Genomic DNA, 25,838 nt, shown 5'->3' on the forward strand with positions numbered 1-25,838 from the left:
ATATCGACCATACCTTCGCACCCCGAACGGGTGTCCGCGAGCAGAGCGACGGGGTTCGGGCAAGGGGCGGAGGTCCCGCCCCGGGTGCCCGCCGACGGGGCGGGCACCCGGGGCGTCCGGGGCACCGGAGGCGCCCGGCGCTCAGCGCGCGGGGCGGAGCCAGACGGTGGAGAGCGGGGGGAGGACCAGTTCGGCGGACCGGGGCTGGCCGTCCCACTCCACCGGCTCGGCCTTGACCGGGTGGGAGTTGCCGACGCCGCTGCCGCCGTACTCCTCGGCGTCGGTGTTCAGCGCCTCCTCCCACAGCTGGTCGCGGCCCGCCAGCCGGGGCAGCCCGACCCGGTGGCCGTGCCGGACGACCGGCGAGAAGTTGCAGACCGCGACCAGCGGCGAGCCGTCGGCCGCGTACCGGACGAAGGAGAGCAGGTTGTCCTCGGCGGCGCCGCCGTCGAGCCAGCGGAAGCCCTCCGGGACGGTGTCCAGCTCCCACAGCGCCGGGGTGTCGAGGTAGCGCCGGTTGAGGTCGCGGACCAGCCGGCGCACCCCGAGGTGCTCCTCGTGGGCCGGCCACCGCTCGTCGAGCACCCACCACTGCGGGCCCTGCTCGTGGTCCCACTCCGCGCCCTGGGCGAACTCCTGCCCCATGAACAGCAGCTGCTTGCCCGGGTGGGACCACATGAAGCCGAGGTAGGCGCGGTGGTTGGCGCGCTGCTGCCACCAGTCCCCGGGCATCTTGGAGACCAGCGCCCGCTTGCCGTGCACCACCTCGTCGTGCGAGATCGGCAGGACGTAGTTCTCGGAGTAGGCGTACACCATCGAGAAGGTGATCTCGTTGTGGTGGTACTTGCGGTGCACCGGCTCCTTGGACATGTAGACCAGCGAGTCGTGCATCCAGCCCATGTTCCACTTCAGCCCGAAGCCGAGCCCGCCGGCGTCGGTGGGGCGGGTGACCCCGTCCCAGGCGGTGGACTCCTCGGCGATGGTCACCGCGCCCGGGCAGCGCCGGTAGACGGTGGCGTTCATCTCCTGGAGGAAGGAGGCGGCGTCCAGGTTCTCCCGGCCGCCGAACCGGTTGGGGGTCCAGTCGCCGCCCTCGCGGGAGTAGTCGAGGTAGAGCATCGAGGCGACGGCGTCCACCCGCAGGCCGTCGACGTGGAACTCCTCGCACCAGTACACCGCGTTGGCGACGAGGAAGTTGCGCACCTCCTTGCGGCCGTAGTCGAACTCCAGCGTCCCCCAGTCGGGGTGCTCGGCGCGCAGCGGGTCGGCGGGCTCGTACAGCGGCTCGCCGTCGAAGCGGGCGAGCGCGAAGTCGTCCTTGGGGAAGTGCGCGGGCACCCAGTCGACGATCACGCCGATGCCGTGCCGGTGCAGGGTGTCCACCAGGAACCGGAAGTCGTCGGGGCCGCCGAGCCGGGCGGTGGGGGCGTAGTAGCCGGACACCTGGTAGCCCCAGGAGCCGCCGAAGGGGTGCTCCATCACCGGCATGAGCTCCACGTGGGTGAAGTTCAACTCCTGGAGGTAGCGCGGCAGTTCCTCGGCGATGGCGCGGTAGGTGGTGAGGTCCGGGCGCCAGGACGGCAGGTGCAGCTCGTACACCGACATCGGGGCCCGGTGGTGCGCGGCGCGGGCCCGGCGGGCCATCCACTCGCCGTCCTGCCAGGCGTAGTCGGAGGAGGTGACCACCGAGGCGGTGCCGGGCGGGCACTGGGCGGCCCGGGCCAGCGGGTCGGCCTTGTCCAGCACCCAGCCCTGCCGGGTGTGCACCTCGTACTTGTAGGTGGCGCCCTCGGCCAGGCCGGGGACGAACAGCTCCCAGATCCCGGACGAGCCGAGCGAGCGCATCGGGTGCCCGGTGCCGTTCCAGTGGTTGAAGCCGCCGATCAGCCGCACCCCGACGGCGTTCGGCGCCCAGACCGCGAAGGCGGTGCCGGCCACCCCGTCGACGGTGCGCACGTGCGAGCCGAGCGCCCGCCACAGCTGCTCGTGCCGGCCCTCGGAGATCAGGTGCAGGTCGAGTTCGCCGAGGGTGGGCGGGGTGCGGTAGCCGTCGTGCTGGCGCAGCGGCTCGCCGTCGGGGTACGTCACCAGCAGGGTGTACTCCGGCGGTTCGCCGCCGGCCACCAGGCCGGTGAACAACCCGCTCTGCTGGTGGGTGAGTTCGGCCGGGCCGTGGGCGGTCTCGACGACCACCCGCTCGGCGAACGGGCGCAGCACCCGGATCGCCGTGCCGCCGTGCACCGGGTGCGCGCCGAGCAGCGCGTGCGGGTCGTGGTGCTGCCCGCCCACCAGCCGGTCGACCTCGGCCGGCGGCAGCGGCGCCTCGGGCAGCCGCAGCGCCCCGGTGGGGGCCGGGCGCTCGGCCCCCCGGGGCTGCGGGGCCGCGAGTGGGTCGGCCGGGGACGGGAGGGCGTCCGGGGGCTCCGAGCCGGTGCCGGCGCCCCCCTCCTCCTCGGCCGCCCGGTGCGCCCCGTGCTCGTGGCCGGTGTGGCCTTCGGCGGGGAGCGGTCCGGCCAGGAAGGTGGCCGGTACGGGGCGGGTGGGGCGGCCGGTCGGGTCGATCGGCGTCACGGCGGGGTCCTCCTGCGGCGGGGTGGGCGAACTCCTGCGGGCGGGACAGGAAACGGTCGGGACAGGAAACGGGTGGGACGGGAGACGCGTGGTGCGGAGACGGGCGGTGCGGGAATCGGGCGGTGCGGAAAAGGCGTGGGTACGGGAAGGGCCGGTCAGACGGACAGGGCGAGCCGGTTGATCGCGGCCAGCGGGATCGGCAGCCAGCTCGGCCGGTGCCGGGCCTCGTACACCACCTCGTAGACCGCCTTGTCGATCTCCAGCGCCCGCATCAGCTCCGGTGAGGCGGCCGGGTCGGCGCCGCCGCCGGCGGTGTAGCCGGCGCCGTAGGCGGTGCGGTTGCGCTGGGCCCAGGCGGCGGCCAGGTGGGCCAGTTCCGGGTCGACGGGGCCGCCGGCCAGCAGGTGGGCGGCCGCGTAGTCGAAGGAGCGCAGCATCGCGGCGACGTCGCGCAGGGCGGGCTGCGGTTCGCGGCGCTCGTTGACGGACTTGGCGGGCTCGCCCTCGAAGTCCAGCAGCACCCAGCCGTGCGGGGTGCGCATGGCCTGTCCGAGGTGGAGGTCGCCGTGGATGCGCTGGACCGGCAGGCCGTCCGGGTGGGCGTCGGCGAGCTGCTGGAAGGCGGTGCGCAGGGCGGCCCGGAAGCGCAGCAGGCCGGGGACGGCGGCGACGGCGCTGTCCAGCCGGTCGGCCATGGCGCCGGCCAGCCGTCCGGTCTGGGCGCGGTCGAGCCGGGCGACGGGCATCGAGCGGGCGAGGACCCGGTGCACCTCGGCGGTGGCCCGGCCGAGCCGGTGCGCCTCGATGGCGAAGTTGCCGGGGGAGCGGTCCCCCTTGAGCCGGCCGACCTGGTCGAGGGCGAGTTCCCAGCCGTCCTCGGCGTCCGGCAGGTAGCGCTGCAGCAGTCCGAGGGTGGCGGGTTCGGCGCGTTCCATCCGGCTCTCGAACCAGGCGGCGACCCGGGGGATGCGGGTGGAGCCGGCCCGGGAGAGCGCGAGCGAGAGTTCGAGGTCGGGGTTGGTGCCGGGGTGGATGCGGCGGAACAGCTTCAGGATGTACGAGGTGCCGTAGATGACCGAGCTGTTGGACTGCTCGGCGGTGGAGGCGCGGCCGGGGAGGTTGGCGGGCAGTCCGGAGCCGGGGGTGCGGCGGAAGGAGAGCGCGCCGAAGCGGTCCCCGGTGGCCAGGTGTTCGAGCAGCCGTCCGGTGAGTTCGGGGTCGTGCACCGCGTCGTAGAGGGTCGCGCCGTCGTACGGGCCCTGGCTGAGCCGGCCGAGCACGGCGGCGGGCCCGATGTCCCCGAGCCCGCCGGAGCGGATGCCGAGCAGCAGCTGGTAGATGTCGCCGTGCGGGGCGCCGGCCGTGGTGGCGTGCTCGACCCGCAGCAGGAGGTGCAGCAGGGCCGGGTCGCCGACCTGCAGCGGGGTGCCGACGACCGGGGTGAGGCCGGTGATGGGCCTTCCCTTGCCGGCGTACCAGCGCTGGGTGGGCAGCCAGGAGGCGATCAGTGGCAGGGCCGCCTGGACGAGTTCGCTGACGCCCAGGGCGGTTCTCCGGGCCCCGGCGCCCCGGGTGCCCGCGGGGGTGGCGGGACCGGTGGGGGCGTCGTCCTGGAGGTGGGCTTGAGAACGGGAGGTTTCGGACATGGCTCCCTTTCCCCGGAAGCACGCGGACTGCCCGACGGGTCGTGGCCGGGTCCGTCAGTCTTCCGGATTGCGGCGGCGCGGCGGTCGCGGCACGCGAGCACGGCTCGGGTGTCACGCCTTCGTGTGGGTGGCCGTTGGGCTGTTCTCCGTACGCGGTGGTGCAGAGAACTCCGGGGGCGCGGGGGTTCAACTCGCGCCCCCGGAGGGTCTGGTGGTGCTGTTCACGGCTGCTGTGCCACGTGCGGCGGATCGTTACTTCGATCGCCTGGTCCCGCTCAGGCGCGGGGGCTGCCGGAGCTGGAACCAGTAGAAGCCGTGCCCGGCCAGGGTGAGCAGGTAGGGCCACTCGCCGATCGACGGGAAGCGCACCCCGCCGATCAGCTCGACCGGGTACCGCCCGCCGTACTGCCGCAGGTCCAGCTCGGTCGGCTGCGCGAACCGCGAGAAGTTGTTCACGCACATGACCAGGTCCCCCTCGTACTCGCGCACGAAGGCCAGCACGGCGGGGTTGCTGGAGGGCAGTTCGGCGTAGCTGCCGAGGCCGAACGCCGGATTGAGCTTGCGGATCTCGATCATGCGACGCGTCCAGTGCAGCAGGGAGCTCGAACTGCTCTGCTGCGCCTCGACGTTGGTCACCTGATAGCCGTACACCGGGTCCATGATGGGCGGCAGACTGAGCCTGCCCGGGTCGGCGGAGGAGAAACCCGCGTTGCGGTCCGGGGTCCACTGCATCGGGGTGCGCACGCCGTCCCGGTCGCCGAGCCAGATGTTGTCGCCCATGCCGATCTCGTCCCCGTAGTAGAGGACCGGCGAGCCGGGCAGGGAGAGCAGCAGCGCGGTGAACAGCTCGATCTGGTTGCGGTCGTTCTCCAGCAGCGGGGCGAGCCGGCGGCGGATGCCCACGTTGGCGCGCATCCGCGGGTCCTTGGCGTACTCCGCGTACATGTAGTCGCGCTCCTCGTCGGTGACCATCTCCAGGGTCAGCTCGTCGTGGTTGCGCAGGAAGATGCCCCACTGGCAGCCGCCGGGGATCTGCGGGGTCTTGGCGAGGATCTCGGACACCGGGTAGCGGGACTCCCGGCGCACCGCCATGAAGATCCGGGGCATCACCGGGAAGTGGAACGCCATGTGGCACTCGTCGCCGCCGGAGGCGAAGTCGCCGAAGTAGTCGACGACGTCCTCCGGCCACTGGTTGGCCTCGGCGAGCAGCACGGTGTCCGGGTAGTTGGCGTCGATCTCCTTGCGGACCCGCTGGAGGAACTCGTGGGTCTCCGGGAGGTTCTCGCAGTTGGTGCCCTCGCGGGCGAACAGGTACGGCACCGCGTCCAGCCGGAAGCCGTCGATGCCGAGGTCGAGCCAGAACCGCAGCCCGGCGATCATCTCGTCCTGGACCCGGGGGTTGTCGTAGTTGAGGTCCGGCTGGTGCGAGAAGAAGCGGTGCCAGAAGTACTGCTTGCGGACCGGGTCGTAGGTCCAGTTGGAGGTCTCGGTGTCGACGAAGATGATCCGGGCGTCCGGGTACTGCTTGTCGTCGTCGGCCCACATGTAGAAGTCGCCGTAGGGCCCGTCCGGGTCGGAGCGGGAGGCCTGGAACCACGGGTGCTGGTCGCTGGTGTGGTTCATGACGAAGTCGATCACGATGCGCATGCCGCGGGCGTGCGCGGCGTCGACGAACTCCATGAAGTCGGCGAGGTCGCCGAACTCCGGCAGCACCGAGGTGTAGTCGGAGACGTCGTACCCGCCGTCGCGCAGCGGCGAGGCGAAGAACGGGGGGAGCCAGAGGCAGTCGATCCCGAGCCACTGGAGGTAGTCGAGCTTGGCCGTGAGCCCCTTGAGGTCCCCGACCCCGTCGCCGTTGCTGTCCTGGAAGGACCGCACCAGCACCTCGTAGAAGACCGCACGCTTGAACCACTGCGGGTCGAGCTTCTTCTTCGAGGTCTCGGGGAAGGTGTCGGGGACGGGCTCGTTCACTGTCACGCTGGGTTCCTCCGAACCGTGAGGAGGTGAGCCGGCTCGGCTGAGGGATCGAGCCGGACGTAGTTGTGCCGGCCCCAGGTGTAGACGGCGCCGGTGAGCTCGTCGTGCACCGCGTACGGGCCGTCGCCGTCGAGCGTGACGGTGGCCTCCTGGACGTGGTGCGGGTCGAGGTTCACCACGGTGACGACCTGGTCGGTGAGCCCCTCGGGGGTGGTCGCGGTCTTGGAGTAGGCGAGCACCTGGTCGTTGTCGGTGGGGTGGAAGCGCAGGTCGCGCAGCTGCTGGAGGGCGGGATGGCGGCGGCGCAGCCGGTTCAGCACGGTCAGCAGCGGGGCCAGGGTGTCGGTGCGGCTCCAGTCGCGCGGGCGCAGTTCGTACTTCTCCGAGTGGAGGTACTCCTCGGAGCCCGGGTGGGCCGGCTCGTTCTCGTACAGCTCGAAGCCGGCGTAGACGCCGTAGCTGGGGGAGAGGGTGGCGGCGAGCACCGCGCGGATCGCGAAGGCGGCCCGGCCGCCGTGCTGGAGGTACTCGTGCAGGATGTCCGGCGTGTTGGCGAAGAAGTTGGGCCGCATGTAGGCGGCGGCGTCACCGCTGAGTTCGGTGAGGTAGTCGGTGAGTTCCGGTTTGGTGGTGCGCCAGGTGAAGTACGTGTACGACTGGTGGAAACCGATCTTCGCCAGGGTGTGCATCATCGCGGGGCGGGTGAAGGCCTCCGCCAGGAACACCACGTCGGGGTCGGTCCGGGCGACGTCGGCGAGCACCTTCTCCCAGAACACCACCGGTTTGGTGTGCGGGTTGTCGACCCGGAAGATCCGGACGCCGTGCGACATCCAGAACCGGAGGATCCGGATGGTTTCCTTGACGATTCCGTCCATGTCCTGGTCGAAGTTGACCGGATAGATGTCCTGGTACTTCTTCGGCGGATTCTCGGCGTACGCGATGGTGCCGTCCGTGCGGTGGCTGAACCATTCCGGATGCTTGTTCACCCAGGGGTGGTCGGGGGAGCACTGGAGGGCGAAGTCCAGCGCCACCTCCAGGTGCAGCGCCTTGGCCTCGGCGACGAAGTGGTCGAAGTCCTCGATGGTGCCGAGGTCCGGGTGGACGGCGTCGTGGCCGCCCTCGGGGGAGCCGATCGCCCAGGGCGAGCCGACGTCGTGCGGGCCGGCCGTCAGGGTGTTGTCCGGGCCCTTGCGGAAGGCTCGGCCGATCGGGTGGACCGGCGGCAGGTAGACCACGTCGAAGCCCATCGCGGCGACGGCCGGCAGGCGTTCGGCGGCGCTGCGCAGGTTGCCAGGGCGCGGCGGCTCGACGCCGGCCGGGTCCACCACGGCGCCCTCCGACCGGGGGAAGAACTCGTACCAGGAGCCGAACAGCGCGCGCTCGCGGTCGACCTGGAGCGGCATCGGGCGGGAGGCGCTGAGCAGCTCGCGCAGCGGGTGGCGGACCAGCGCGTCGAGCACCTCGGGGGCGAGCGCGGCGGCCAGCCGGGACAGCGGCGGCAGGGTCTGGTCGCGCAGCGCGTCGGCGGCGGCCAGCACGTCGGCGCGACCCTCCTTCTTGGGCACCCCGGCCGCGGCCTGCTCCAGCAGCCGGGCGCCCTCCTCCAGGACCAGCGCGGTGTCGATCCCGGCGGGCAGCTTCACCGAGGCGGTCCGGCGCCAGGTGGCGACCGGGTCGCTCCACGCCTCCACCAGGTACGACCAGCGGCCGGGCGCGGTCGGGGTGACGTGCGCGCCCCAGCGGTCGGTGCCCTCGGCCAGCTCGCGCATCGGCGTCCACGGGCCGCTGCGGCCGCGCGGGTCGCGCAGCACCACGTTGGCGTTGACGGCGTCGTGGCCCTCGCGGAAGACGGTCGCGGTGACCAGGAAGGTCTCGCCGACGACGGCCTTGGCCGGGCGGCGGCCGGCGTCGACGAGGGGACTGACGTCCAGGACGGGGATGCGGCCGATCACGGTGTCGCTCTCTGTCGTCTTGCGGGCGGAGGGCTTGCGAGCGGGGGCCTTCCGGGCGGCTGCCCCGGTGGCCGGGGCCTTCGCGGAGGCGGACCCGGCGGCCTCCGCGGTGGCGGCCTTCGGAGCTGCGGTCTTCGGGGTGGTGGCGGTGGTGCGGCGCGTGGTGGTGGTGCGCCTGCGGGGTGCCGCCGCCCGGTCCTCCTCGGCCGCGGGGTGCCGGGCCGTCGAGGGGGCTTCGGATTCGGAGGATCCGGCACGGACCGCCCCGGAGGCCCTCGGCGCCGGCATCGCCGGATCTGTCCGAGTGTCAGAATCCATCCGTCCGGCGGATTCCGCGACCGCTGCGTCGAGGCCTTCGGCCACCGGTGTGGACTGGTCCCGCGTGTCGCCGTGCATGCCAAGCTCCTGCCCGAGATCGGCGGCAGCTCCCCGCGGGCCTGGGTACGGGCCGGGGGAGTACCGGAGGACTGCTGGGTGGGGAGGACGTGCGACCGGAAGCCTGCCCGCGCCGCTGTTCCCGGCAACCTGCCCGGCGCCCGCCGAGCCGGCGGTGGGACGCCCCGGAGCCCGTGTGCGTCCCGGCGCACGCCTCCGCCGGGCGCGCCCCGGCCGACCCGGTCCACCCGTGAACGAGCGGGCCGGTAGGGAGGACACGCGTCCGTGCGCGGTGAGCGCCGAATGGGCTAAGAAGGACGGGAACGGACAACACGAAAAGGATTCGGACGTGCTGCTTCGCGGGGGACGCCACCCGTCGTCGTACTCCCCACTGCATCAACGACCTTCGGTCATCCTCGCACCGGCGACAAGGTTTTTGCAGCGGTACGACAGTAGTTTCGGGCCTTCTCCCGGGTGGATGCGCCATCGGAAATGAAGCCGTACCGAAGAGTTCACGTATTGGTAGCGCGGGCCCCCGAAATGTGCGCCTCGCGCGCCCCCCGTGCAGTCCAATGCGCCGAATGCGATCTCATCAATAGCCCGAACGGATGCCCAATAGTCCACTTGACGCACTGTCCGGCCGACCGCCACGGCTACGCTTCACGCCGTGAAGGCAATCCGCAGATTCACCGTCCGCACCGTCCTGCCCGAACAACTCCAGCCGCTGCACGAGCTGGCCCTCAACCTGCGCTGGTCCTGGCACCCCGAGACCAGGGACCTCTTCCGGTCCGTGGACCCGGAGGTCTGGGCCGCGACCGGCGAGGACCCGGTGCGGCTGCTCGGGGAGGTCCCGGCCGCCCGGCTGGCCGCGCTCGCCGCCGACCGGCGCTTCCTGCGCAGACTCGGCGACCTCGCCGACGACCTGCGCGAGTACCTGACCGGCCCCCGCTGGTACCAGACCCGGCAGCAGTCCGACGCCGCCCCGCTGCCCGCCGCGATCGCCTACTTCTCGCCCGAGTACGGCATCGCCGCCGCGCTGCCCCAGTACTCCGGCGGGCTCGGCATCCTGGCCGGCGACCACCTCAAGGCCGCCAGCGACCTCGGCGTGCCGGTCGTCGGCGTCGGCCTGTTCTACCGGCACGGCTACTTCCGCCAGTCCCTGAGCCGGGACGGCTGGCAGCAGGAGCGCTATCCGCTGCTCGACCCGGACGAACTCGCGGTCAGCCTGCTGCGGGAGGCCGACGGCACCCCCGGCCGGGTCGACCTGGCCCTGCCCGGCGGCCGCACCCTGGCCGCCCACATCTGGAAGGCCCAGGTCGGGCGGGTCCCGCTGCTGCTGCTCGACTCCGACATCGAGGCCAACTCGCCCGCCGAGCGGGACGTCACCGACCGGCTGTACGGCGGCGGCAGCGAGCACCGACTGCTCCAGGAGATGCTGCTCGGCATCGGCGGCGTCCGGGCGGTGCGCGCCTACTGCCGGCTCACCGGGCACCCCGCCCCCGACGTCTTCCACACCAACGAGGGCCACGCCGGCTTCCTCGGCGTGGAGCGCATCCGCGAACTGGTCGCCGACGACCGGACCGGCCTCGATTTCGCCGCCGCCCTGGAGGCCGTCCGGGCCGGCACCCTCTTCACCACCCACACGCCCGTCCCGGCCGGCATCGACCGCTTCGACCGCGAGCTGGTCGCCCGCCACTTCGGCGGCGACGCCGCGCTGCCCGGCGTGCCGGTCGAGCAGGTGCTCGCGCTCGGCGCCGAGAGCTGGCAGGACGGGGACCCGAAGCTCTTCAACATGGCCGCCATGGGCCTGCGGCTGGCCCAGCGCGCCAACGGGGTGTCCACCCTGCACGGCGAGGTCAGCCGCTCGATGTTCAACGGCCTGTGGCCCGGCTTCGACCCGGCCGAGGTGCCGATCACCTCGGTCACCAACGGCGTGCACGCCGCCACCTGGATCGACCCGGCGGTGGTCCGGCTCGGCGCCGCCGAGATCGGCGCCGAGCGCGCCGAGGAGGCGATGACCACCGGCGAGAGCAAGCGCTGGACGGGCCTGGAGCGGATCGGCAACACCGAGGTCTGGCAACTGCGGCGCGCCCTGCGGGCCCAGCTGGTGGAGGAGGCCCGCCGCCGGCTGCACGCCTCCTGGCGCCGGCGCGGGGCCGGCGAGGCCGAGCTCGGCTGGGTCTCCTCGGTGCTCGACCCCGACGTGCTCACCATCGGCTTCGCCCGCCGGGTGCCCTCGTACAAGCGGCTCACCCTGATGCTGCGGGACCAGGAGCGGCTGCGCGCGCTGCTGCTGCACCCCACCCGGCCGGTGCAGATCGTGGTCGCCGGCAAGGCCCACCCGGCGGACGACGGCGGCAAGCGGCTGATCCAGCAGATGGTCGCGTTCGCCGACGATCCGGCGGTGCGGCACCGGATCGTCTTCCTGCCGGACTACGACATGGCGATGGCCCAGCGCCTCTACCCGGGCTGCGACGTCTGGCTGAACAACCCGCTGCGCCCGCTGGAGGCCTGCGGCACCTCCGGGATGAAGGCGGCGCTCAACGGCTGCCTCAACCTGTCCGTCCTGGACGGCTGGTGGGACGAGTGGTTCGACGGCCGCAACGGCTGGGCGATCCCCACGGCCGACGAGAGCGGCGGGGCGCTCGACCCGGACAGCGGCGAGGCCGAGCGGCGCGACGACATCGAGGCGGCCGCGCTCTACGACCTGATCGAGAACCAGGTCGCCGCCCGGTTCTACGACCGGGACGCGGACGGGCTGCCGCAGCAGTGGATCGCCATGGTCCGGCACACCCTGGTCACCCTCGGGCCCAAGGTGCTGGCCGGGCGGATGGTCCGGGAGTACGTCGAGCGGCTGTACGCCCCGGCGGCGCAGGCCCAGCGGGAGCTGGCCGGGCAGCACGGCCACGGCGCGCGGGAGCTGGCGCTCTGGAAGGCGACGGTCCGGGAGGCCTGGCCGGCCGTCCGGGTCGAGCACGTCGAGGCGGACTGCCCGACCGAGGCGCAGGAGCTGGGCAGTTCGCTGGAGCTGCGGGTGCAGGTCGCGCTCGGGACGCTGCGGCCGGGCGACGTCGAGGTGCAGGCGGTCTCCGGCCGGGTGGACGAGCGGGACCGGATCTCGGACGCCTGCCTGCTCGCCCTCAAGCCGGTCGGCGGGCCCGATCTGGACGGCCGGATCCGCTACGAGGGCTCGCTGGAGCTCTGCCGGACCGGCCCGTTCGGCTACACCGTCCGGGTGCTGCCCGCGCACCCGCGGCTGGCCTCGCCGGCCGAGCTGGGGCTGGTCGCGCTGCCGGCCGAGTCGGCCGGGATGGACGCGGGGCTGCTGCGCTGAGGCCGCGGGCGGCCGTCCACCGGTGGTGAACCGGGTGGGCGGCCGCCCGCGTACCTCCGTGCGGGAAATGGGGAATGCCCGGCCGGGTGCGTGACGGCGCACCCGGACGGGCACATTCGTGGGGTCCGGGGCCGGGGCCCTAGACCAGGCTGTCCCGCCAGGCCCGGTGGAGGGCGGCGAAACGGCCGGAGCCGTCGATCAGCTCCTGTGGGGAGCCATCCTCCACGATCCGGCCCTGGTCCATCACCAGGACACGGTCGGCGATCTCCACGGTGGAGAGCCGGTGGGCGATGATCACGGCCGTCCGGCCGGCCAGCACGGTGCGCATGGCCCGCTGCACGGCCTGCTCCCCGGGGACGTCCAGCGAGCTGGTCGCCTCGTCCAGGATCAGCACCGCCGGGTCGGCCAGCAGTGCGCGGGCGAAGGCCACCAGCTGGCGCTGGCCGGCCGAGATCCGGCCGCCGCGCTTGCGCACGTCGGTGTCGAAGCCGTCCGGCAGGGCGGCGATGAACTCGTACGCGCCGATGTCCCGGGCGGCCTGCTCGACCTCCTCCCGGGTGGCGCCGGGGCGGCCGACCGCGATGTTCTCGGCGACGGTGCCGGAGAACAGGAAGGACTCCTGGGTCACCATCACGACGCCGCGCCGCAGTTCGGGGGTGGCCAGGTCGCGCAGGTCCACGCCGTCCAGCCGGATCCGGCCGTCGGTCGGGTCGTAGAAGCGGGCCAGCAGCTTGGCGACCGTGGACTTGCCCGCGCCCGTCGCGCCGACCACCGCGACCGTCTGCCCGGCGGGGATCAGCAGGTCGAAGGCCGGCAGCACCTCCTTGCCCGTCCGGTAGGCGAAGCGGGTGCCCTCGAAGGCGACCGCGCGGCCCTGGCCGGAGGCCTCCGGCAGCTCGGCGGGTTCGGCCGGCTCGGCGACGGTCGGCTCGTGGGCGAGCAGGCCGGCGATCTTCTCCAGGGCGGCGGCGGCCGACTGGTAGCTGTTCAGGAACATCGCCAGCTGGTCGACCGGGTCGAAGAGCCGGCGCAGGTAGAGCGCGAAGGCGGTGAGCACGCCCAGTTCCAGCGCGTCGTCGACGACCAGGTAGGCGCCGAGCAGCACCACGCCGGCGAACCACAGGTTGGCGGTGAGGCGGGAGAGGCCGACGTAGCGGGCGATCTCCAGCAGGCCGTCCGCGGTGGCGGTGGCGGACTGCCGGTTGACCACGGCGAAAGCGGCGTCGTTGGCCTTCTCCCGGCGGAAGGCCTGCACCGGGCGGATGCCGTTCATGGTCTCGGTGAAGCGGACGATCAGCGAGGCGGCCGAGGTGCGCGAGCGCCGGTAGACCCGGCGCGAGCGGCGGCGGAAGGAGTGGGCGATCAGGGCCAGCGGCAGGAAGGACGCCAGCGAGACCAGGCCGAGCCGCCAGTCCAGCACCACCAGCAGCACCGAGATGTAGCAGACCGACAGCAGGACCGTCAGCAGCTCCTGGAGGCCCTCGGAGAGCAGCTCGCGCAGCGCGTCGATGTCGCTGGTGGCGCGGGAGATGATCCGGCCCGAGGTGTAGCGCTCGTGGAAGTCCAGGCTGAGCCGCTGGGCGTGCCGGAAGATCCGGCCGCGCAGCTCCAGCACGATGTCCTGGTTGACCCGGGCGCTGATCTTGATGAAGACCCACTGCAGCACCGGGCTGAGCAGCGCGCAGAACAGGTAGGCCGCGACCACGGCGACCAGCGGGCCGGAGTCGTGCTCGCGCAGCGCCGGGATGCCGCGGTCCATCGCCACCGCGACCAGCAGCGGGCCGGACTGGAGCGCGGCCTGCTGGACCAGGATCACCACCATCGCGACGGTGATCCGGGCCCGGTGGGTGCGCAGCAGCGAGCGCAGCAGCGCCCGGGGCGCGCCCGGTGGGACGGGGATGTCCTCCTCGTCGGCGGGCGGCGGGGGGAGCTCCTCCTCGGCCGGCGCGACGGGTTCGGCCCGTACGGGTTCGGCGGTGGTGGTCATGCGCGCGCTCCTTCCGGTGCGAGGGGGCCGTCGGGTATCAGGGCGGCCTCGCCCGACATCAGTTCCCGGTAGTGCGCGCAGTCGCGCAGCAGTTCCTGGTGGGTGCCGACGGCCGTGATCCGGCCGTCCGCCAGCACCGCGACCCGGTCGGCGAGCAGCACGGTGCTGGGGCGGTGGGCGACCACCAGGGCGGTGGTGGTGCCGAGGACCTCGCGCAGGGCCCGCTCGACGAGGGCCTCGGTGTGCACGTCCAGGGCGGAGAGCGGGTCGTCCAGGACCAGGAAGGCCGGGTCGCCGACCACCGCGCGGGCCAGCGCGAGGCGCTGGCGCTGGCCGCCGGACAGGCTCAGGCCCTGCTCGCCGACCTCGGTGTCCGGGCCGTTCGGGAGCTTCTCGACGAAGCCGGCCTGGGCGGTGTCGAGGGCGGTGCGCAGCTGTTCCTCGCCGGCGCCCGGGGCGCCCATCAGGACGTTCTCCCGGACGGTGGCGGAGAACAGGGTGGGCTCCTCGAAGGCGACCGAGACGAGTTCGCGCAGCCGCGGCCGGGGCAGTTCGCGGATGTCCCGGCCGTCCAGCGTGATGGTGCCGGCGGTGGCCTCGTACAGCCGGGGGAGCAGGGCGGTGAGGGTGGTCTTGCCGCTGCCGGTGGCGCCGACCAGGGCCATCGTCTCGCCGCTGCGGATGTGCAGGTCGACGCCGGCCAGCAGGTCGGGGCTGTCGTCGGGGGCGTCGGGGTAGCGGAAGCGGACGCCGGTGAAGCGGATGCCGTCCGGGGCGGTGGGCGCGGCGGCGGTGCCCGGGGCGGGGGTGTCCGCCTCGGGGGTGTCCGGCTCGTCCAGCACCTCGAAGAAGCGGTCGGTGGCGGTGGCGGCCTCGTTGGCGTAGGCGAGCAGCCAGCCGAGCGACTCGACCGGCCAGCGCAGCGCGAGCGCGGTGGAGAGGAAGGCGACCAGGGTGCCGGCGCTCAGGTCGTCGTGGGCCACCAGGTAGGCGCCGACGGCGAGGGCGCCGGCGAGCGCGATCTCCGGCAGGCCGACGATGACGGCCCAGAGGTTGGCGAGCAGGTGCGCCTTGCGCAGTTCGGTGCGGCGCAGCTCCTGGGCCTGGGCGCGGAAGCGCTCGGTCATCGACCGGTGCCGGCCGAAGGCCTTGAGGATGCGGATGCCGAGGACGGACTCCTCGACCAGGGTGGCGATGTCCCCGTTCTGGTCCTGGGCGAGCCGGGCGGCGCCGGAGAAGCCGGACTCGAACCGCCGGGTGAGCACGAACAGCGGGACGACGGGCACCAGGGCGATCAGCGCGAGCCGCCAGTCCTGGGTGAACATCACCACGGTGCCGGCCAGGAACATCACCGAGTTGACGATCAGGAAGACCAGCGGGAAGGCCAGGAACAGCCGCATGGTGTACATGTCGGCGGTGGCCCGGGAGAGCAGCTGGCCGGAGCCCCAGCGGTCGTGGAAGGAGACCGGCAGCCGCTGGAGCTTGGCGAAGAGGTCCCCGCGCATCGCCGTCTCCAGCCCGGCCAGCGGGCGGGCCAGCACCACCCGGCGGGTGTAGAACAGCGCGGACTCGACCGTGCCGAGGACCAGCAGCAGGCCGACCAGCGGCCAGAGGCCGGCCAGGTCGTGCTCGGCGAGCGGGCCGTCCACGATCAGGCCGAGGACCACCGGGACGGCGAGGGTGCTGAGCATGCCGAGGGTGGCGGCCGTCACCGAGACGGCCAGCCGGCCGCGGACGGCGCGCGCGTACGGCCACAGGCGCAGCAGGGAGCGGACCGTGGAGTGCCGCGGCCCGGGCCCGGCGGGGCCGGTTCCGTCGCTCTGGGGGCTTCCCGGGGTCGGGTTCTCGGGGTCTTGTCTGTTCTCGGCCATCGCGGTGAGGGTAGGCAGACGGGCCGTCATTTCTCATCCGGTTTTTCGCCCCTGTCGGTGGCGCCCGGCGAGAACCGGCCACTCGGACGGGCGGTGCGGGCGCGAATCAGGGGGCGCGCGCCGCCATTCGTGCAGGTAGGAGTGCGCCGTGCGCCTCTTGCGGGCGCCTGCCGATGAGCCGATGACACGTCCTGTACGGATGTCCAGTGGTGCGTGAGTGACAGGAGTGCACAGATGACGGTCGAAACCGAGCCCACCCCCGGCCCCGGCTCGGCAATCGTGCAGGTACGGGCCCAGCTCAGCCTCAGCACGACCGCGGCGAGGAACCTGGCGACGACGACCAAGTCGAAGCCGCAGATGCAGGAGATCACCTCCCGCTGGCTGCTGAAGATGCTGCCGTGGGTGCAGGTCAGCGCGGGTACCTACCGGGTCAACCGGCGGCTGAGCTACGCGCCCGGGCGCGGCCGGGTGAGCTTCGCCAAGACCGGCGCCGCGGTGACGGTGATCGCCCCCTCGCTGGCGGAGGTCCCGGCGCTGCGCGGCTTCGAGGACGAGGAGGTGCTGGCCGAGCTGGCCCGCCGGTTCGTGCAGCGGGACTTCGCGCAGGGCGAGGTGCTGGTGCAGGAGGGGGCGCCGATCGAGGAGGTGTTCCTGATCGCGCACGGCAAGGTGGACCGGATCGGCACCGGCAAGTACGGCGAGGTGACGGTGCTCGGCACGCTCGCCGACGGCGACCACGTCGGCGACGAGGCGATCACCGAGGGCGGCGGCAGCTGGCCGTACACCGTGAAGGCGAGCACCTCCGGGGTCGCGATGGCGCTGTCCTGGCCGGTGCTCCAGGAGCTGATCGGCCGTTCCGAGTCGCTGCGCGAGCAGCTGCTGGGCTTCGCCGCGGACGCGGCGCAGGCGCAGAACGAGCACGGCGAGGCGGAGATCGACCTCGCGGCCGGCCGGCAGGGCGAGTACGAGCTGCCCGGCGCCTTCGTGGACTACGAGCTGAGGCCGCGCGAGTACGAGCTGAGCGTCGCGCAGACCGTGCTCAAGGTGCACAGCCGGGTCGCGGACCTCTACAACCAGCCGATGAACCAGACCGAGGAGCAGCTGCGGCTGACCATCGAGGCCCTGCGGGAGCGGCAGGAGCACGAGATCATCAACAACCCGGAGTTCGGGCTGCTCGGCAACACCGACTTCGACCAGCGGATCCAGACCCGCGCCGGGGCGCCCACCCCGGACGACCTGGACGAGCTGCTGAGCATGCGCCGCGACACCGACTACCTGTTCGCCCACCCGCGCGCGATCGCGGCCTTCGAGCGGGAGTGCAACCGGGCCGGCGTCTACCCGTCCACCGTCGACGTCCTCGGCAAGCAGCGGCCGACCTGGCGCGGGGTGCCGATCTTCCCGTGCAACAAGATCCCGGTGTCCGACCAGCAGACCAGCGCGTTCATCGCGATGCGCGTCGGCGAGGACAACCAGGGCGTGGTCGGCCTGACCCAGATCGGCATCCCGGACGAGGTGGAGCCGGGTCTGAACGTCCGCTTCATGGGCATCGACGAGAAGGCGATCGCCTCCTACCTGGTGAGCACCTACTACTCGGCGGCGGTGCTGGTGCCGGACGCGATCGGCGTGCTGGAGAACGTCGAGCTCGGGCACGCCGGGAGCTGAGCCCCGGCTACGTGGCGGGGGCGGGCGCGCGCAGCAGCCGCAGCGAGCGCCCGCCCAGCACGACGGCGCCGGCCGGGGCCGGTTCGTCGGGGTGTGCGGCGGCGGTGTCGACCAGGGGCTCCCAGCCGGGGGCCGGCGCCGCCGCGGGCAGGGTGAACACCACCGCTTCGTGGCCCGCGTTGAGCAGCAGCAGGAAGCCGTCGTCGCCGATCGGCCGCCCGGCCTCGTCGCGTTCGGGCAGCGCGGAGCCGGAGAGCAGCATGCCGAGGCAGGCGGTCGGCGCGAACCAGTCGGCCTCGGTCATCTCCGTGCCCCGCGGGGTGAACCAGGTGAGGTCGGGCCGGCCGCCGGGGGTGGTGGCCCGGCCGGAGAAGAACGCCCGCCGGTGGAGCACCGGGTGGTCCCGGCGCAGCCGGACCAGCCGGGCGGTGAGCGCGCACAGCTCCTGCCAGCCGGGCTGTTCCAGCAGTGACCAGTCCAGCCAGCCGACCTCGTTGTCCTGGCAGTAGGCGTTGTTGTTGCCGCCCTGGGTGCGGCCGAGCTCGTCCCCGGCGGTGAGCATCGGGACGCCGGCGGAGAGCAGCAGGGTGGCCGTCAGGTTGCGCAGTTGGCGCAGGCGCAGCCGGTTGACCTGCTCGTCGGTGGTCTCGCCCTCGGCGCCGTGGTTCCAGGAGCGGTTGTCGTCGGTGCCGTCCCGGTTGTCCTCGCCGTTGGCCTCGTTGTGCTTGCGGTCGTAGGAGACCAGGTCGCGCAGGGTGAAACCGTCGTGCGCCGTCACGTAGTTGACCGAGGCGTACGGGCGGCGGCCGGCCCGCTGGTAGAGGTCGGAGGAGCCGGAGAGGCGGTAGCCGAGTTCGCGGACGTCCGGGCGGGCGCCGCGCCAGAAGTCCCGGACGGTGTCGCGGTACTTGTCGTTCCACTCGGCCCACAGCGGGGGGAAGCCGCCGACCTGGTAGCCGCCGGGGCCGACGTCCCAGGGCTCGGCGATCAGCTTCACCCGGTTCAGCACCGGGTCCTGGGCGACGGCGGCGAGGAAGGGGTGGTCGGTGTCGACGGCGTCGCCGCCGTTCGTGCCGCCGCGGGCCAGGGCGGCGGCCAGGTCGAAGCGGAAGCCGTCCACGCCCATCTCGGTGACCCAGTACCGCAGCGAGTCGGTGACCAGCCGGATCACCTGGGGGCGGCGGGTGTCCAGGGTGTTGCCGCAGCCGGTGTAGTCGGCGTAGCCGCGCGGGCGGTTCGGCGGGAGGCGGTAGTAGGCGGCGTTGTCGATGCCGCGGAGGCTGAGCGAGGGGCCGAGTTCGGCGCCCTCGGCGGTGTGGTTGAACACCACGTCCAGGATCACCTCGATCCCGGCGGCGTGCAGGGCGCGGACCATCCGCTTGAACTCGCCGACCTGGCCGCCGCGGGAGCCGGAGGCGGAGTAGCCGGCGTGCGGGGCGAAGTAGCCGATCGTGTTGTAGCCCCAGTAGTTGACCAGGCCGCGGGCCTGGAGGTGGTCCTCGCTGGCGTACTGGTGCACTGGCAGCAGTTCGACGGCCGTCACCCCGAGGCGGGTGAGGTGGGCGAGGGCGGCGGGGTGGGCGAGGCCGGCGTAGGTGCCGCGCAGCGGCGGGGGGACGTCGGGGTGGCGCATGGTGAAGCCGCGCACGTGCAGCTCGTAGAGGACGGTCTCGGCCCACGGGGTCTTCGGGCGGCGGTCGTCGGACCAGTCGTCCTCGTCGTGGACGACCACGGACCTGGGCACGTACGGCGCGGAGTCGCGGTTGTCCCGGACGGTGTCGGCGACGTCCGCCTCGGGCCAGTTGCGGACGGCCGCGCAGGCGGCGTCGTGGGAGGTGTAACAGCCGTCGACGGCGCGGGCGTACGGGTCGAGCAGCAGCTTGGCGGGGTTCCAGCGGGCGCCGGTCCACGGGTCCCAGCGGCCGTGCACGCGGTAGCCGTAGCGGGTGCCGGGGCGCACGCCGGGGAGGAAGCCGTGCCAGACCTGGACGTCCTGCTCGGTGAGGTGGTGGCGGGTCTCCTGGCCGTCCTCGTCGAACAGGCACAGTTCGACGGCTTCGGCGGCGGGGGCCCAGAGGGCGAAGTTGGTGCCTCGCCGGCCCGTGCGGTCCAGGTGGTGGCGGGCGCCGAGGGGTTGGCAGCTGCCGGGGTTCAGCTGCTGTTCTGACGCCATGGCGGGGGCCTCCCTGGGCGGGGTGTTCTGGGTCCATTCACCTTCTCTTTCCCGGAATGTGTTGGCCGGAAGCGGTCCGGGGTTTCGGGAGCGGGGGTTTCGGGGGCGGCGTGTCTTCGTTGGGAGGGTTCTCGTTGTTCCGGGCATCGGACTTGAACAGTGGGAGGGCCCCGGGATGCGGCGCCGTGGACGGGTGTGGGCGCGGGGCGTGGCGGCGGTGGCCTGCTGCGTGGCGGTCCTGGCGGGGTGCGGCGGGCCTCCGGTCGTGCCGGACGGGGACGCGGTGGGGCCGGGTGGGCGTACGGCCCCGGCGGCGCCCTCGCGGGCGGTGCTCTCGGTGCAGCCGGTGGACGGGGCGCAGGACGTGCGGCCGGAGGGGGCCGTCCGGGTGACGGTGGCGCAGGGGCGGCTGGTCTCGGTGCGGCTGGCGGACGGGAAGGGCACGGAGGTGCCGGGCACGATCGCGGCCGACGGCGGCGAGTGGGCGCCGGACGGGCCGCTGCCGCTCGGGACGGCCTTCACGGTGGACTCCGTGGCGGAGGACGACCAGGGGCAGCGGGCGGCGCAGCACTCGGCGTTCACGACCGTCACCCCGACGCACACCTTCGTGGCGTTCTTCACCCCGGAGGACGGTTCCACGGTTGGGGTCGGGATGCCGGTCTCGCTGCGGTTCAGCCGTCCGATCACCGACCGGGCGGCGGTGGAGAAGGCGGTGCAGGTCACCGCCGATCCGCCGGTGCCGGTGGCCGCGCACTGGTTCGACGGGCAGCGGCTGGACTTCCGCCCGCAGGCGTACTGGGCGGCCGGGACGAGGGTCACGGTGGCGCTGCGGCTGAAGGACGTGCAGGGCGCGCCGGGGGAGTACGGCACCCAGAGCCGGGAGCTGCACTTCACCGTCGGGCGGGCGCAGGTCTCCACCGTCGACCTGGACGCCCACACCCTGACCGTCCGGGCGGGGCAGGGCGGCAAGGTGGTCCGGGTGCTCAAGGTCTCCGGCGGCAGCCGGGACCACTCCACCTACCGGGGGGTGATGGTGGTGTCGGAGAAGTACAAGGTGACCAGGATGAACTCGCAGACCGTCGGCATGGGCGACGAGTACGACATCAAGGACGTCCCGCACGCGATGCGGCTGACCGCCTCCGGCACCTTCGTGCACGGCAACTACTGGGCGGACCCGGGGGTGTTCGGCGCCGCCAACACGAGCCACGGCTGCATCGGGCTGTCCGACGCCAAGGGCGGGGCGAGCAAGGACTCCCCGGCGGGCTGGCTGTTCGAGCACACCCTGGAGGGGGACGTGCTGGAGGTGAAGGCCTCGTCCGGGGACTTCGTGCCGCCGCAGAACGGGCTGAACGGCTGGAACGTGCCGTGGGAGCAGTGGGTGGCGGGGAGCGCGCTGGGTCGGGGGGCGGCGGCCACCGCGTCCGCTTCGGCGGCTCCTCCGTCGGCTTCGGCGCTGCCGTAAGTCCCGTTCGCCCGTTACGTCCTGTCTTCACCACGGTTTCACGCCCGCGTCAACCGACTCCTCTCAGGTTTCACTCGGACGGCTTAGCTATCCTGCTCCGGCGCGCCCGCAGCCCGGCCCGGAAAGATCCACGTCCGGTGCAACTCACGGGGGCACTCAACGCGTCAAGAGAGTGAATACCGGGAGGGGAGAAACCGTGAAGACGGGGAAGACGGCCGGCACCGCGATACGCACCACCAACCGCTACGGGCGGAAGAGTGCGATGGCGCTGGTCATGGGCGGGGTACTGCTGCTCACCGCGGCCTGTGGCGACGACAAGGGCAGTGGTTCGGGCGGTACGGGGGGTTCGGGCGGCGGCAGCGCGGCCTCGGCCGCGGCGGACGGGGGCGGGTCGGCCACGCCGAAGCCCTCGGCCGCGGTGCTGGCCGTGGAGCCGAAGGACGGTGCCCTGGACGTCCCGCCGAACGGGCTGCAGGTGTCCGTCTCGAACGGCAAGCTGACGACGGTCGAGGTGACCGACAAGGACGGCAAGCCGGTCGAGGGCGCGATCACCCCGGACGGTTCCGGCTGGAAGCCCGCGGGCGCGCTCGCGGTCGGCATGGCGTACAAGGTGAACGCCCAGGCGAAGGACGGCGAGGGCCTGGTGGCCGCGTCCACCACCTCGTTCACCACGCTGACGCCGGAGAAGAAGATCTCCACCAACGACAACATCAGCGACGGCGCCACCTACGGCGTCGGCATGATCGTCTCGGTGAACTTCAACAAGGACGTCAAGAACAAGGACGCCGTCGTCAAGGGCATCTCCATCGAGAGCAGCAACGGCACCGTGGTGAAGGGCCACTGGTTCGGCGACCGCCGGGTGGACTTCCGCCCGGAGGCGTACTGGGCGCCGGGCACCAAGGTGACCGTCAAGTACCGGCTGAAGAACGTCGAGGTCGCCCCCGGCATCTACGGCGACGTGGACAAGGACGAGCCGTTCACCATCGGCCGGTCGATGGTCTCCACCGCGGACGCCAAGGCGCACCAGATGACCGTCGAGCGGGACGGCAAGAGCACCACCCTGCCGGTCACCCTCGGCGCGGACGCCACGCCGTCCTGGGGCGGGACGATGGTGGTCATGTCCAAGGAGAAGGTCACCCGGATGAACTCGCAGACCGTCGGTCTCGGCGGCGAGTACGACATCCAGGACGTGCCGCACGCGATGCGGCTGACCACCTCCGGCACCTTCGTGCACGGCAACTACTGGGCCAGCCCGTTCGGCAAGACCAACGCCAGCCACGGCTGCGTGTCGATGCAGGACGTGAAGGGCGGCAGCGACTCCTCCGTCGCCGGCAAGTTCTTCAACGACTCGATGATCGGTGACCCGATCAAGGTCGTGAACACCAAGGAGAAGACCGTCGCGCCCTCCAACGGGCTCGGCGGCTGGAACGTCGACTGGGCCGCCTGGTAGGCCCCTTCGGCGTCCGTCGTCCGTCGTGCGGCCCGGTCCTCACTCGTTGGGGTCGGGCCGCCGCGGTTTCCGGGGCGAGCAGCCCTGCGCATGGCGCAACCTTTCCGGTGGCCGGTTGCGTATACCGGTCGGGTCCGTCGGGTCCACGGGGAGTTTCTCGGATCTTCTGAGGGAGGGAATCGACGATGAGGTCGATACGCAGAGTGGTGGCCGTCGGTCTGGTCGGCGGGGCGATGGCGCTGACGGCCGCCTGCGGTGGGGGCAGCGGGGCAAACGGGGGGAACGGGGGCGGGGGGAGCGCGGCCAAGGCCGATCTGGCGGCCGGCGCGGCGAGCGCCAAGCCCACGGAGGCGGCGCCCAGCAGCAAGACGCCGAAGGTCTCGACGGCCGCCGTGAGCATCGAGCCCAAGGCCGGCTCGGTGGACGTGGCGCCGAACGCGCTCAAGGTCGGCGCGACCGGGGGCAAGCTGACCACCGTCAAGGTGAGCGACAAGAGCGGCAAGGAGGTCCCCGGGACGATCTCCGCCGACGGCGCCTCCTGGACGCCCGCGGCGGGCCTGGAGGTGGGCACCGCCTACCGGGTCAGCGCGATGGCCGCGGACGCCGACGGCGCGGTCGCCACGGCGGACAGCGACTTCACCACGCTGACCCCGACGGCGCTCGCCAAGGCCTCGGACAACGTGGACGACAACGCCACGTACGGCGTCGGCATGATCGTCTCGGTGAACTTCAGCAAGGACGTGAAGAACCGGGACGAGGTCGCCCGCGGCATCAGCTTCGAGACCAGCAACGGCACCGTGGTCAAGGGCCACTGGTTCGGCGACCGCCGGCTGGACTTCCGCCCCGAGCAGTACTGGGCGCCGGACACCAAGGTGACCGTCAAGTACCGGCTGAAGAGCGTCGAGATCGCCCCCGGGGTGTACGGCGCGGACCGGGACGAGCCCTTCACGATCGGGCGGTCCCAGATTTCGACGGTTGACGCCGCTGCGCACAAGATGACGGTCGTACAGGGTGGTCAGTCGAGCGAGATCGACATCAGCGCCGGCGCGCCCGAACACCCCACCTGGAACGGCACGATGGTGGTCATGTCCAAGGAGGGCGTGGTGCGGATGCAGTCCAGCAGCATGCCCGGCATGACCGGCGCGCCGTACGACCTCCAGGTCCCGCACTCGATGCGGCTCACCGACTCCGGCACGTACGTGCACGGCAACTACTGGAGCAGCAGCAGGACCTTCGGCGAGGACAACGTCAGCCACGGCTGCGTGGGCCTCAAGGACGTCGAGGGCGGCGGCTCCGGCACGTCGGCGGGCAAGTTCTACGACGGCTCGCTGATCGGTGACGTGATGATCGTGAAGAACTCGATCAGGAAGGAGACGCTCGACCCGTCGAACGGGCTGAGCGGCTGGAACGTCCCGTGGAGCGCCTGGTAAACCGCCGCTGAGGTGGGGGAGGGGTCAACCCGGGATTGACGGAAGTCGGCCCGGGGGGACCCCTTCTTGCATCCGGCATATGCCGACGCGGAGAGATCGTTTGCTCATTGTCCGTACGCGGCTGCTTGCGTTCCGCAATGATGGTCCGCATGGCGGGTTGGGGCGAAGCAGATCAGTCATTGGTTTCCGGGGCCGGCGTGGTCGCCGAAGTGTCCTGGATCGACGTGCAGGGCGGCGGGCTCTCGGCGTTGGAGCGGCTCACCTCCGCGGAGCTGGAGGAGATGTATTCCAGCAGACTGTGCGACCAGTCCGCGCCCAACGAGGTACGGCTGCCCTCCCGGCCGGAGTCGGGCCCGGTGGCCCGTCGGCTGGTGCTCTCGGTCCTGGAGTCCTGGGAGCTCCACCAGCACCTGGAGGCCGGGGAACTGCTCACCAGTGAGCTGGTGTCCAACGCGGTGCGGCACGCGGCCGGACGCACCATCGGACTGCACGTCAGCCGCAAGCCCGGCTGGCTCCGGATCGAGGTCCGGGACTCCTCCCGGGCGCTGCCCTGCATGATCCTCGCCGAGGCCCAGCCGGTGAACGAGCGCGGGCGGGGGCTGAGGGTCGTCGACGACCTCGCCGACCGCTGGGGCGCGGACCTGCTGCCGCGGGGCAAGGGCGTCTGGTTCGAGCTGAAGGTGCGCGAGCGGGGCTGAGGCGTCCGGCCGGTCGGCGCTTTTTTTGTGGGGAAACGCGCAGGGCCCCCGGATTCGCCGTGGTCCGGCGGCCGGGGGCCCTTGCAAGTCATCGCGCCGGCCAAGGGGGTGCGTGCCGCGCGATGGGCGTCGGCAGTGCCAGGTCGGGCCCGCCGAAGTCATCAACCCAGGGCGGCGTGCGGTGTCGCCCGCCGTTGGGCTGCTTCGACTATCGCACGAATCTCAGCATGCGGGCAAACCGGATGACTTCGAATGCAAGGCATGTTACGTAGTTCACCTTTGGATTTTGCATAGGTTAACGCTGCCGCCTGTGAATATTCATGATCACGGGCCTGCTTGCCTGTGACGGCGAGGTCTGCCGGGGGCTCGGTATCAAGGGGCTCGCAGGGGCAGGGGTGGGGTGCTGTCCCGCCGGAGTGCGCCCCTGGCGCGGGCGGCGTGGCGGTGGACGGCGGCCGGGGAGAGGGTGCCCGGGCGGGGTGGTGCGGCCGGTGGGGCGCCGGGGGTGCTGCGGCAGGCGCGGCAGAGGCCGCCGAGGAGGGCGTGCGGGCGGCAGGGGGTGCGGCAGTCGGTGCACTCGGGAATGGGGACCGGCTGCGGGGGGCGCGGGGGCTGCGGGCGCTCGGGTGGCAGCTTGTCGATCAGGCGGCGCCGGGTGAAGCCCGCCGGGCTGTGGATGTCCGGCGGCAGGTTCGCGGTGAGCGCGGCGGTGAAGAGGGGGAGCGTGGTGCCCCGGTCCAGCCACTCGGCGGCCAGCGGTTCGAGTGCGGCGCAGTCGGCGGCGGAGAGGGCGAGGCGGGGGTCCACGAGGCCGAGGCCGGCGAGGGCGGCGTAGGCGGCCGAAGTGGGGGAGGTGCGGTTGAGCGTTCGCTCCCTGGGGGGATCGGGTGCGGCGGGCGTTGACGCCTCCCCGGTGGAGAGGAAGTGCGCCCACCAGCCGTCGGAGCGGGGCGTCCGGGAGAAGTAGGTGCGGAAGACCCAGCGGCACTGGCGGGAGTCGAGGCGCTCGCGGACGCGGCGCAGGTGACCTGCGGTGGAGAGCTTGGTGAGGGCCGAGCGGCAGGCCATCTGCCCGTAGTGGGGCTGGAGGACGGCGAGGGTCTTCGCGTCCATGGCGGCGCCGTCGGGGAGATGGTCGATGAGCGAGGCGAGGTAGGCCTCGCGGGCCGGGAGGTGGGCGAAGTCGCGCGCGGAGCGGGGGAGTTGCTCCGGGGCGGACTGCTTGCCGTACCCAGGGGTGGCCATGGCGG

14 protein-coding genes are annotated in these 25,838 nt (G+C 72.6%); 6 read left to right on the plus strand and 8 right to left on the minus strand.

What is annotated here, in order from left to right:
* Positions 1-141 precede the first annotated feature (141 nt).
* The 4 genes from glgB to AMK13_RS06515 all read right to left on the minus strand — a co-directional run bounded on the left by glgB (position 142) and on the right by AMK13_RS06515 (position 8,146).
* On the minus strand, positions 142-2,571 hold the full coding sequence (glgB, locus tag AMK13_RS06500; protein WP_074001465.1) for a 1,4-alpha-glucan branching enzyme: 2,430 nt from the start codon (positions 2,569-2,571) through the stop codon (positions 142-144).
* A gap of 155 nt (positions 2,572-2,726) precedes the next feature.
* Entirely contained in the window at positions 2,727-4,217 is a 1,491-nt protein-coding gene (locus tag AMK13_RS06505) for a maltokinase N-terminal cap-like domain-containing protein (protein WP_074001466.1), read from the minus strand.
* Positions 4,218-4,469: 252 nt separating this feature from the next.
* Positions 4,470-6,194: a maltose alpha-D-glucosyltransferase gene (gene treS, locus AMK13_RS06510; RefSeq protein ID WP_074001467.1), complete on the minus strand. Its 1,725-nt coding sequence runs from the start codon at positions 6,192-6,194 to the stop codon at positions 4,470-4,472.
* Positions 6,191-8,146: an alpha-1,4-glucan--maltose-1-phosphate maltosyltransferase gene (locus AMK13_RS06515; protein WP_074001576.1), complete on the minus strand. Its 1,956-nt coding sequence runs from the start codon at positions 8,144-8,146 to the stop codon at positions 6,191-6,193. Before AMK13_RS06515 ends, treS begins: the two co-directional genes overlap by 4 nt.
* A gap of 1,042 nt (positions 8,147-9,188) precedes the next feature.
* On the opposite strand from AMK13_RS06515, the gene glgP reads away from it, so the two are divergent.
* The gene (glgP, locus tag AMK13_RS06520; RefSeq protein ID WP_049651957.1) at positions 9,189-11,855 is read left to right on the plus strand and encodes an alpha-glucan family phosphorylase; all 2,667 of its coding nucleotides are present in this window, start codon (positions 9,189-9,191) and stop codon (positions 11,853-11,855) included.
* Between the two features lie 139 nt (positions 11,856-11,994).
* On the opposite strand, the gene AMK13_RS06525 is transcribed toward glgP, so the two are convergent.
* Together AMK13_RS06525 and AMK13_RS06530 are read right to left on the minus strand one after the other, a co-directional pair.
* Entirely contained in the window at positions 11,995-13,842 is a 1,848-nt protein-coding gene (locus AMK13_RS06525) for an ABC transporter ATP-binding protein (protein ID WP_074001468.1), read from the minus strand.
* A complete protein-coding gene (locus tag AMK13_RS06530; RefSeq protein WP_074001469.1) occupies positions 13,839-15,713 on the minus strand; it encodes an ABC transporter ATP-binding protein in 1,875 nt (624 codons plus the stop codon). The genes AMK13_RS06525 and AMK13_RS06530 overlap by 4 nt, the downstream gene beginning before the upstream one ends.
* 234 nt (positions 15,714-15,947) lie before the next feature.
* Between AMK13_RS06530 and AMK13_RS06535 the strand changes: the two genes are divergently transcribed.
* A complete protein-coding gene (locus tag AMK13_RS06535) occupies positions 15,948-17,375 on the plus strand; it encodes a family 2B encapsulin nanocompartment shell protein (RefSeq protein ID WP_074001470.1) in 1,428 nt (475 codons plus the stop codon).
* 7 nt (positions 17,376-17,382) lie between these two features.
* Here the strand turns inward: AMK13_RS06535 and glgX are convergent, their stop codons facing one another.
* A complete protein-coding gene (glgX, locus tag AMK13_RS06540) occupies positions 17,383-19,548 on the minus strand; it encodes a glycogen debranching protein GlgX (RefSeq protein ID WP_074001471.1) in 2,166 nt (721 codons plus the stop codon).
* Positions 19,549-19,723: 175 nt separating this feature from the next.
* Here glgX and AMK13_RS06545 point away from each other — a divergent pair, with 175 nt between their 5' ends.
* From AMK13_RS06545 to AMK13_RS06560, 4 genes are all read left to right on the plus strand, one after another.
* Positions 19,724-21,010, plus strand: coding sequence for a L,D-transpeptidase (locus tag AMK13_RS06545; RefSeq protein ID WP_079271891.1), 1,287 nt, complete (start codon positions 19,724-19,726; stop codon positions 21,008-21,010).
* Between the two features lie 196 nt (positions 21,011-21,206).
* Positions 21,207-22,460, plus strand: coding sequence for a L,D-transpeptidase (locus AMK13_RS06550; protein ID WP_234348164.1), 1,254 nt, complete (start codon positions 21,207-21,209; stop codon positions 22,458-22,460).
* A gap of 185 nt (positions 22,461-22,645) precedes the next feature.
* Positions 22,646-23,890, plus strand: coding sequence for a L,D-transpeptidase (locus AMK13_RS06555; RefSeq protein ID WP_107418682.1), 1,245 nt, complete (start codon positions 22,646-22,648; stop codon positions 23,888-23,890).
* A gap of 197 nt (positions 23,891-24,087) precedes the next feature.
* Complete coding sequence (locus AMK13_RS06560) at positions 24,088-24,588, plus strand: ATP-binding protein (protein ID WP_074001473.1); 501 nt, start codon at positions 24,088-24,090, stop codon at positions 24,586-24,588.
* Between the two features lie 372 nt (positions 24,589-24,960).
* Here AMK13_RS06560 and AMK13_RS06565 read toward each other — a convergent pair whose 3' ends face one another.
* Positions 24,961-25,833, minus strand: a complete 873-nt coding sequence (locus AMK13_RS06565; RefSeq protein WP_074001474.1) for a hypothetical protein — start codon at positions 25,831-25,833, stop codon at positions 24,961-24,963.
* Between the last annotated feature and the right edge of the window lie 5 nt (positions 25,834-25,838).

This window comes from Streptomyces sp. CB02056 (assembly GCF_001905545.1).
In the GTDB taxonomy this organism is placed as follows: domain Bacteria; phylum Actinomycetota; class Actinomycetes; order Streptomycetales; family Streptomycetaceae; genus Kitasatospora.

What these genes read in the sequence shown, in the direction of transcription:
- AMK13_RS06505 (WP_074001466.1), bottom strand. Translation starts at nt 4,217, where the DNA reads ATGTCCGAAACCTCCCGTTCTCAAGCCCACCTCCAGGACGACGCCCCC.
- AMK13_RS06525 (WP_074001468.1), bottom strand. Translation starts at nt 13,842, where the DNA reads ATGACCACCACCGCCGAACCCGTACGGGCCGAACCCGTCGCGCCGGCC.
- AMK13_RS06530 (WP_074001469.1), bottom strand. Translation starts at nt 15,713, where the DNA reads ATGGCCGAGAACAGACAAGACCCCGAGAACCCGACCCCGGGAAGCCCC.
- AMK13_RS06535 (WP_074001470.1), top strand. Translation starts at nt 15,948, where the DNA reads ATGACGGTCGAAACCGAGCCCACCCCCGGCCCCGGCTCGGCAATCGTG.
- glgX (WP_074001471.1), bottom strand. Translation starts at nt 19,548, where the DNA reads ATGGCGTCAGAACAGCAGCTGAACCCCGGCAGCTGCCAACCCCTCGGC.
- AMK13_RS06545 (WP_079271891.1), top strand. Translation starts at nt 19,724, where the DNA reads ATGCGGCGCCGTGGACGGGTGTGGGCGCGGGGCGTGGCGGCGGTGGCC.
- AMK13_RS06555 (WP_107418682.1), top strand. Translation starts at nt 22,646, where the DNA reads ATGAGGTCGATACGCAGAGTGGTGGCCGTCGGTCTGGTCGGCGGGGCG.
- AMK13_RS06565 (WP_074001474.1), bottom strand. Translation starts at nt 25,833, where the DNA reads ATGGCCACCCCTGGGTACGGCAAGCAGTCCGCCCCGGAGCAACTCCCC.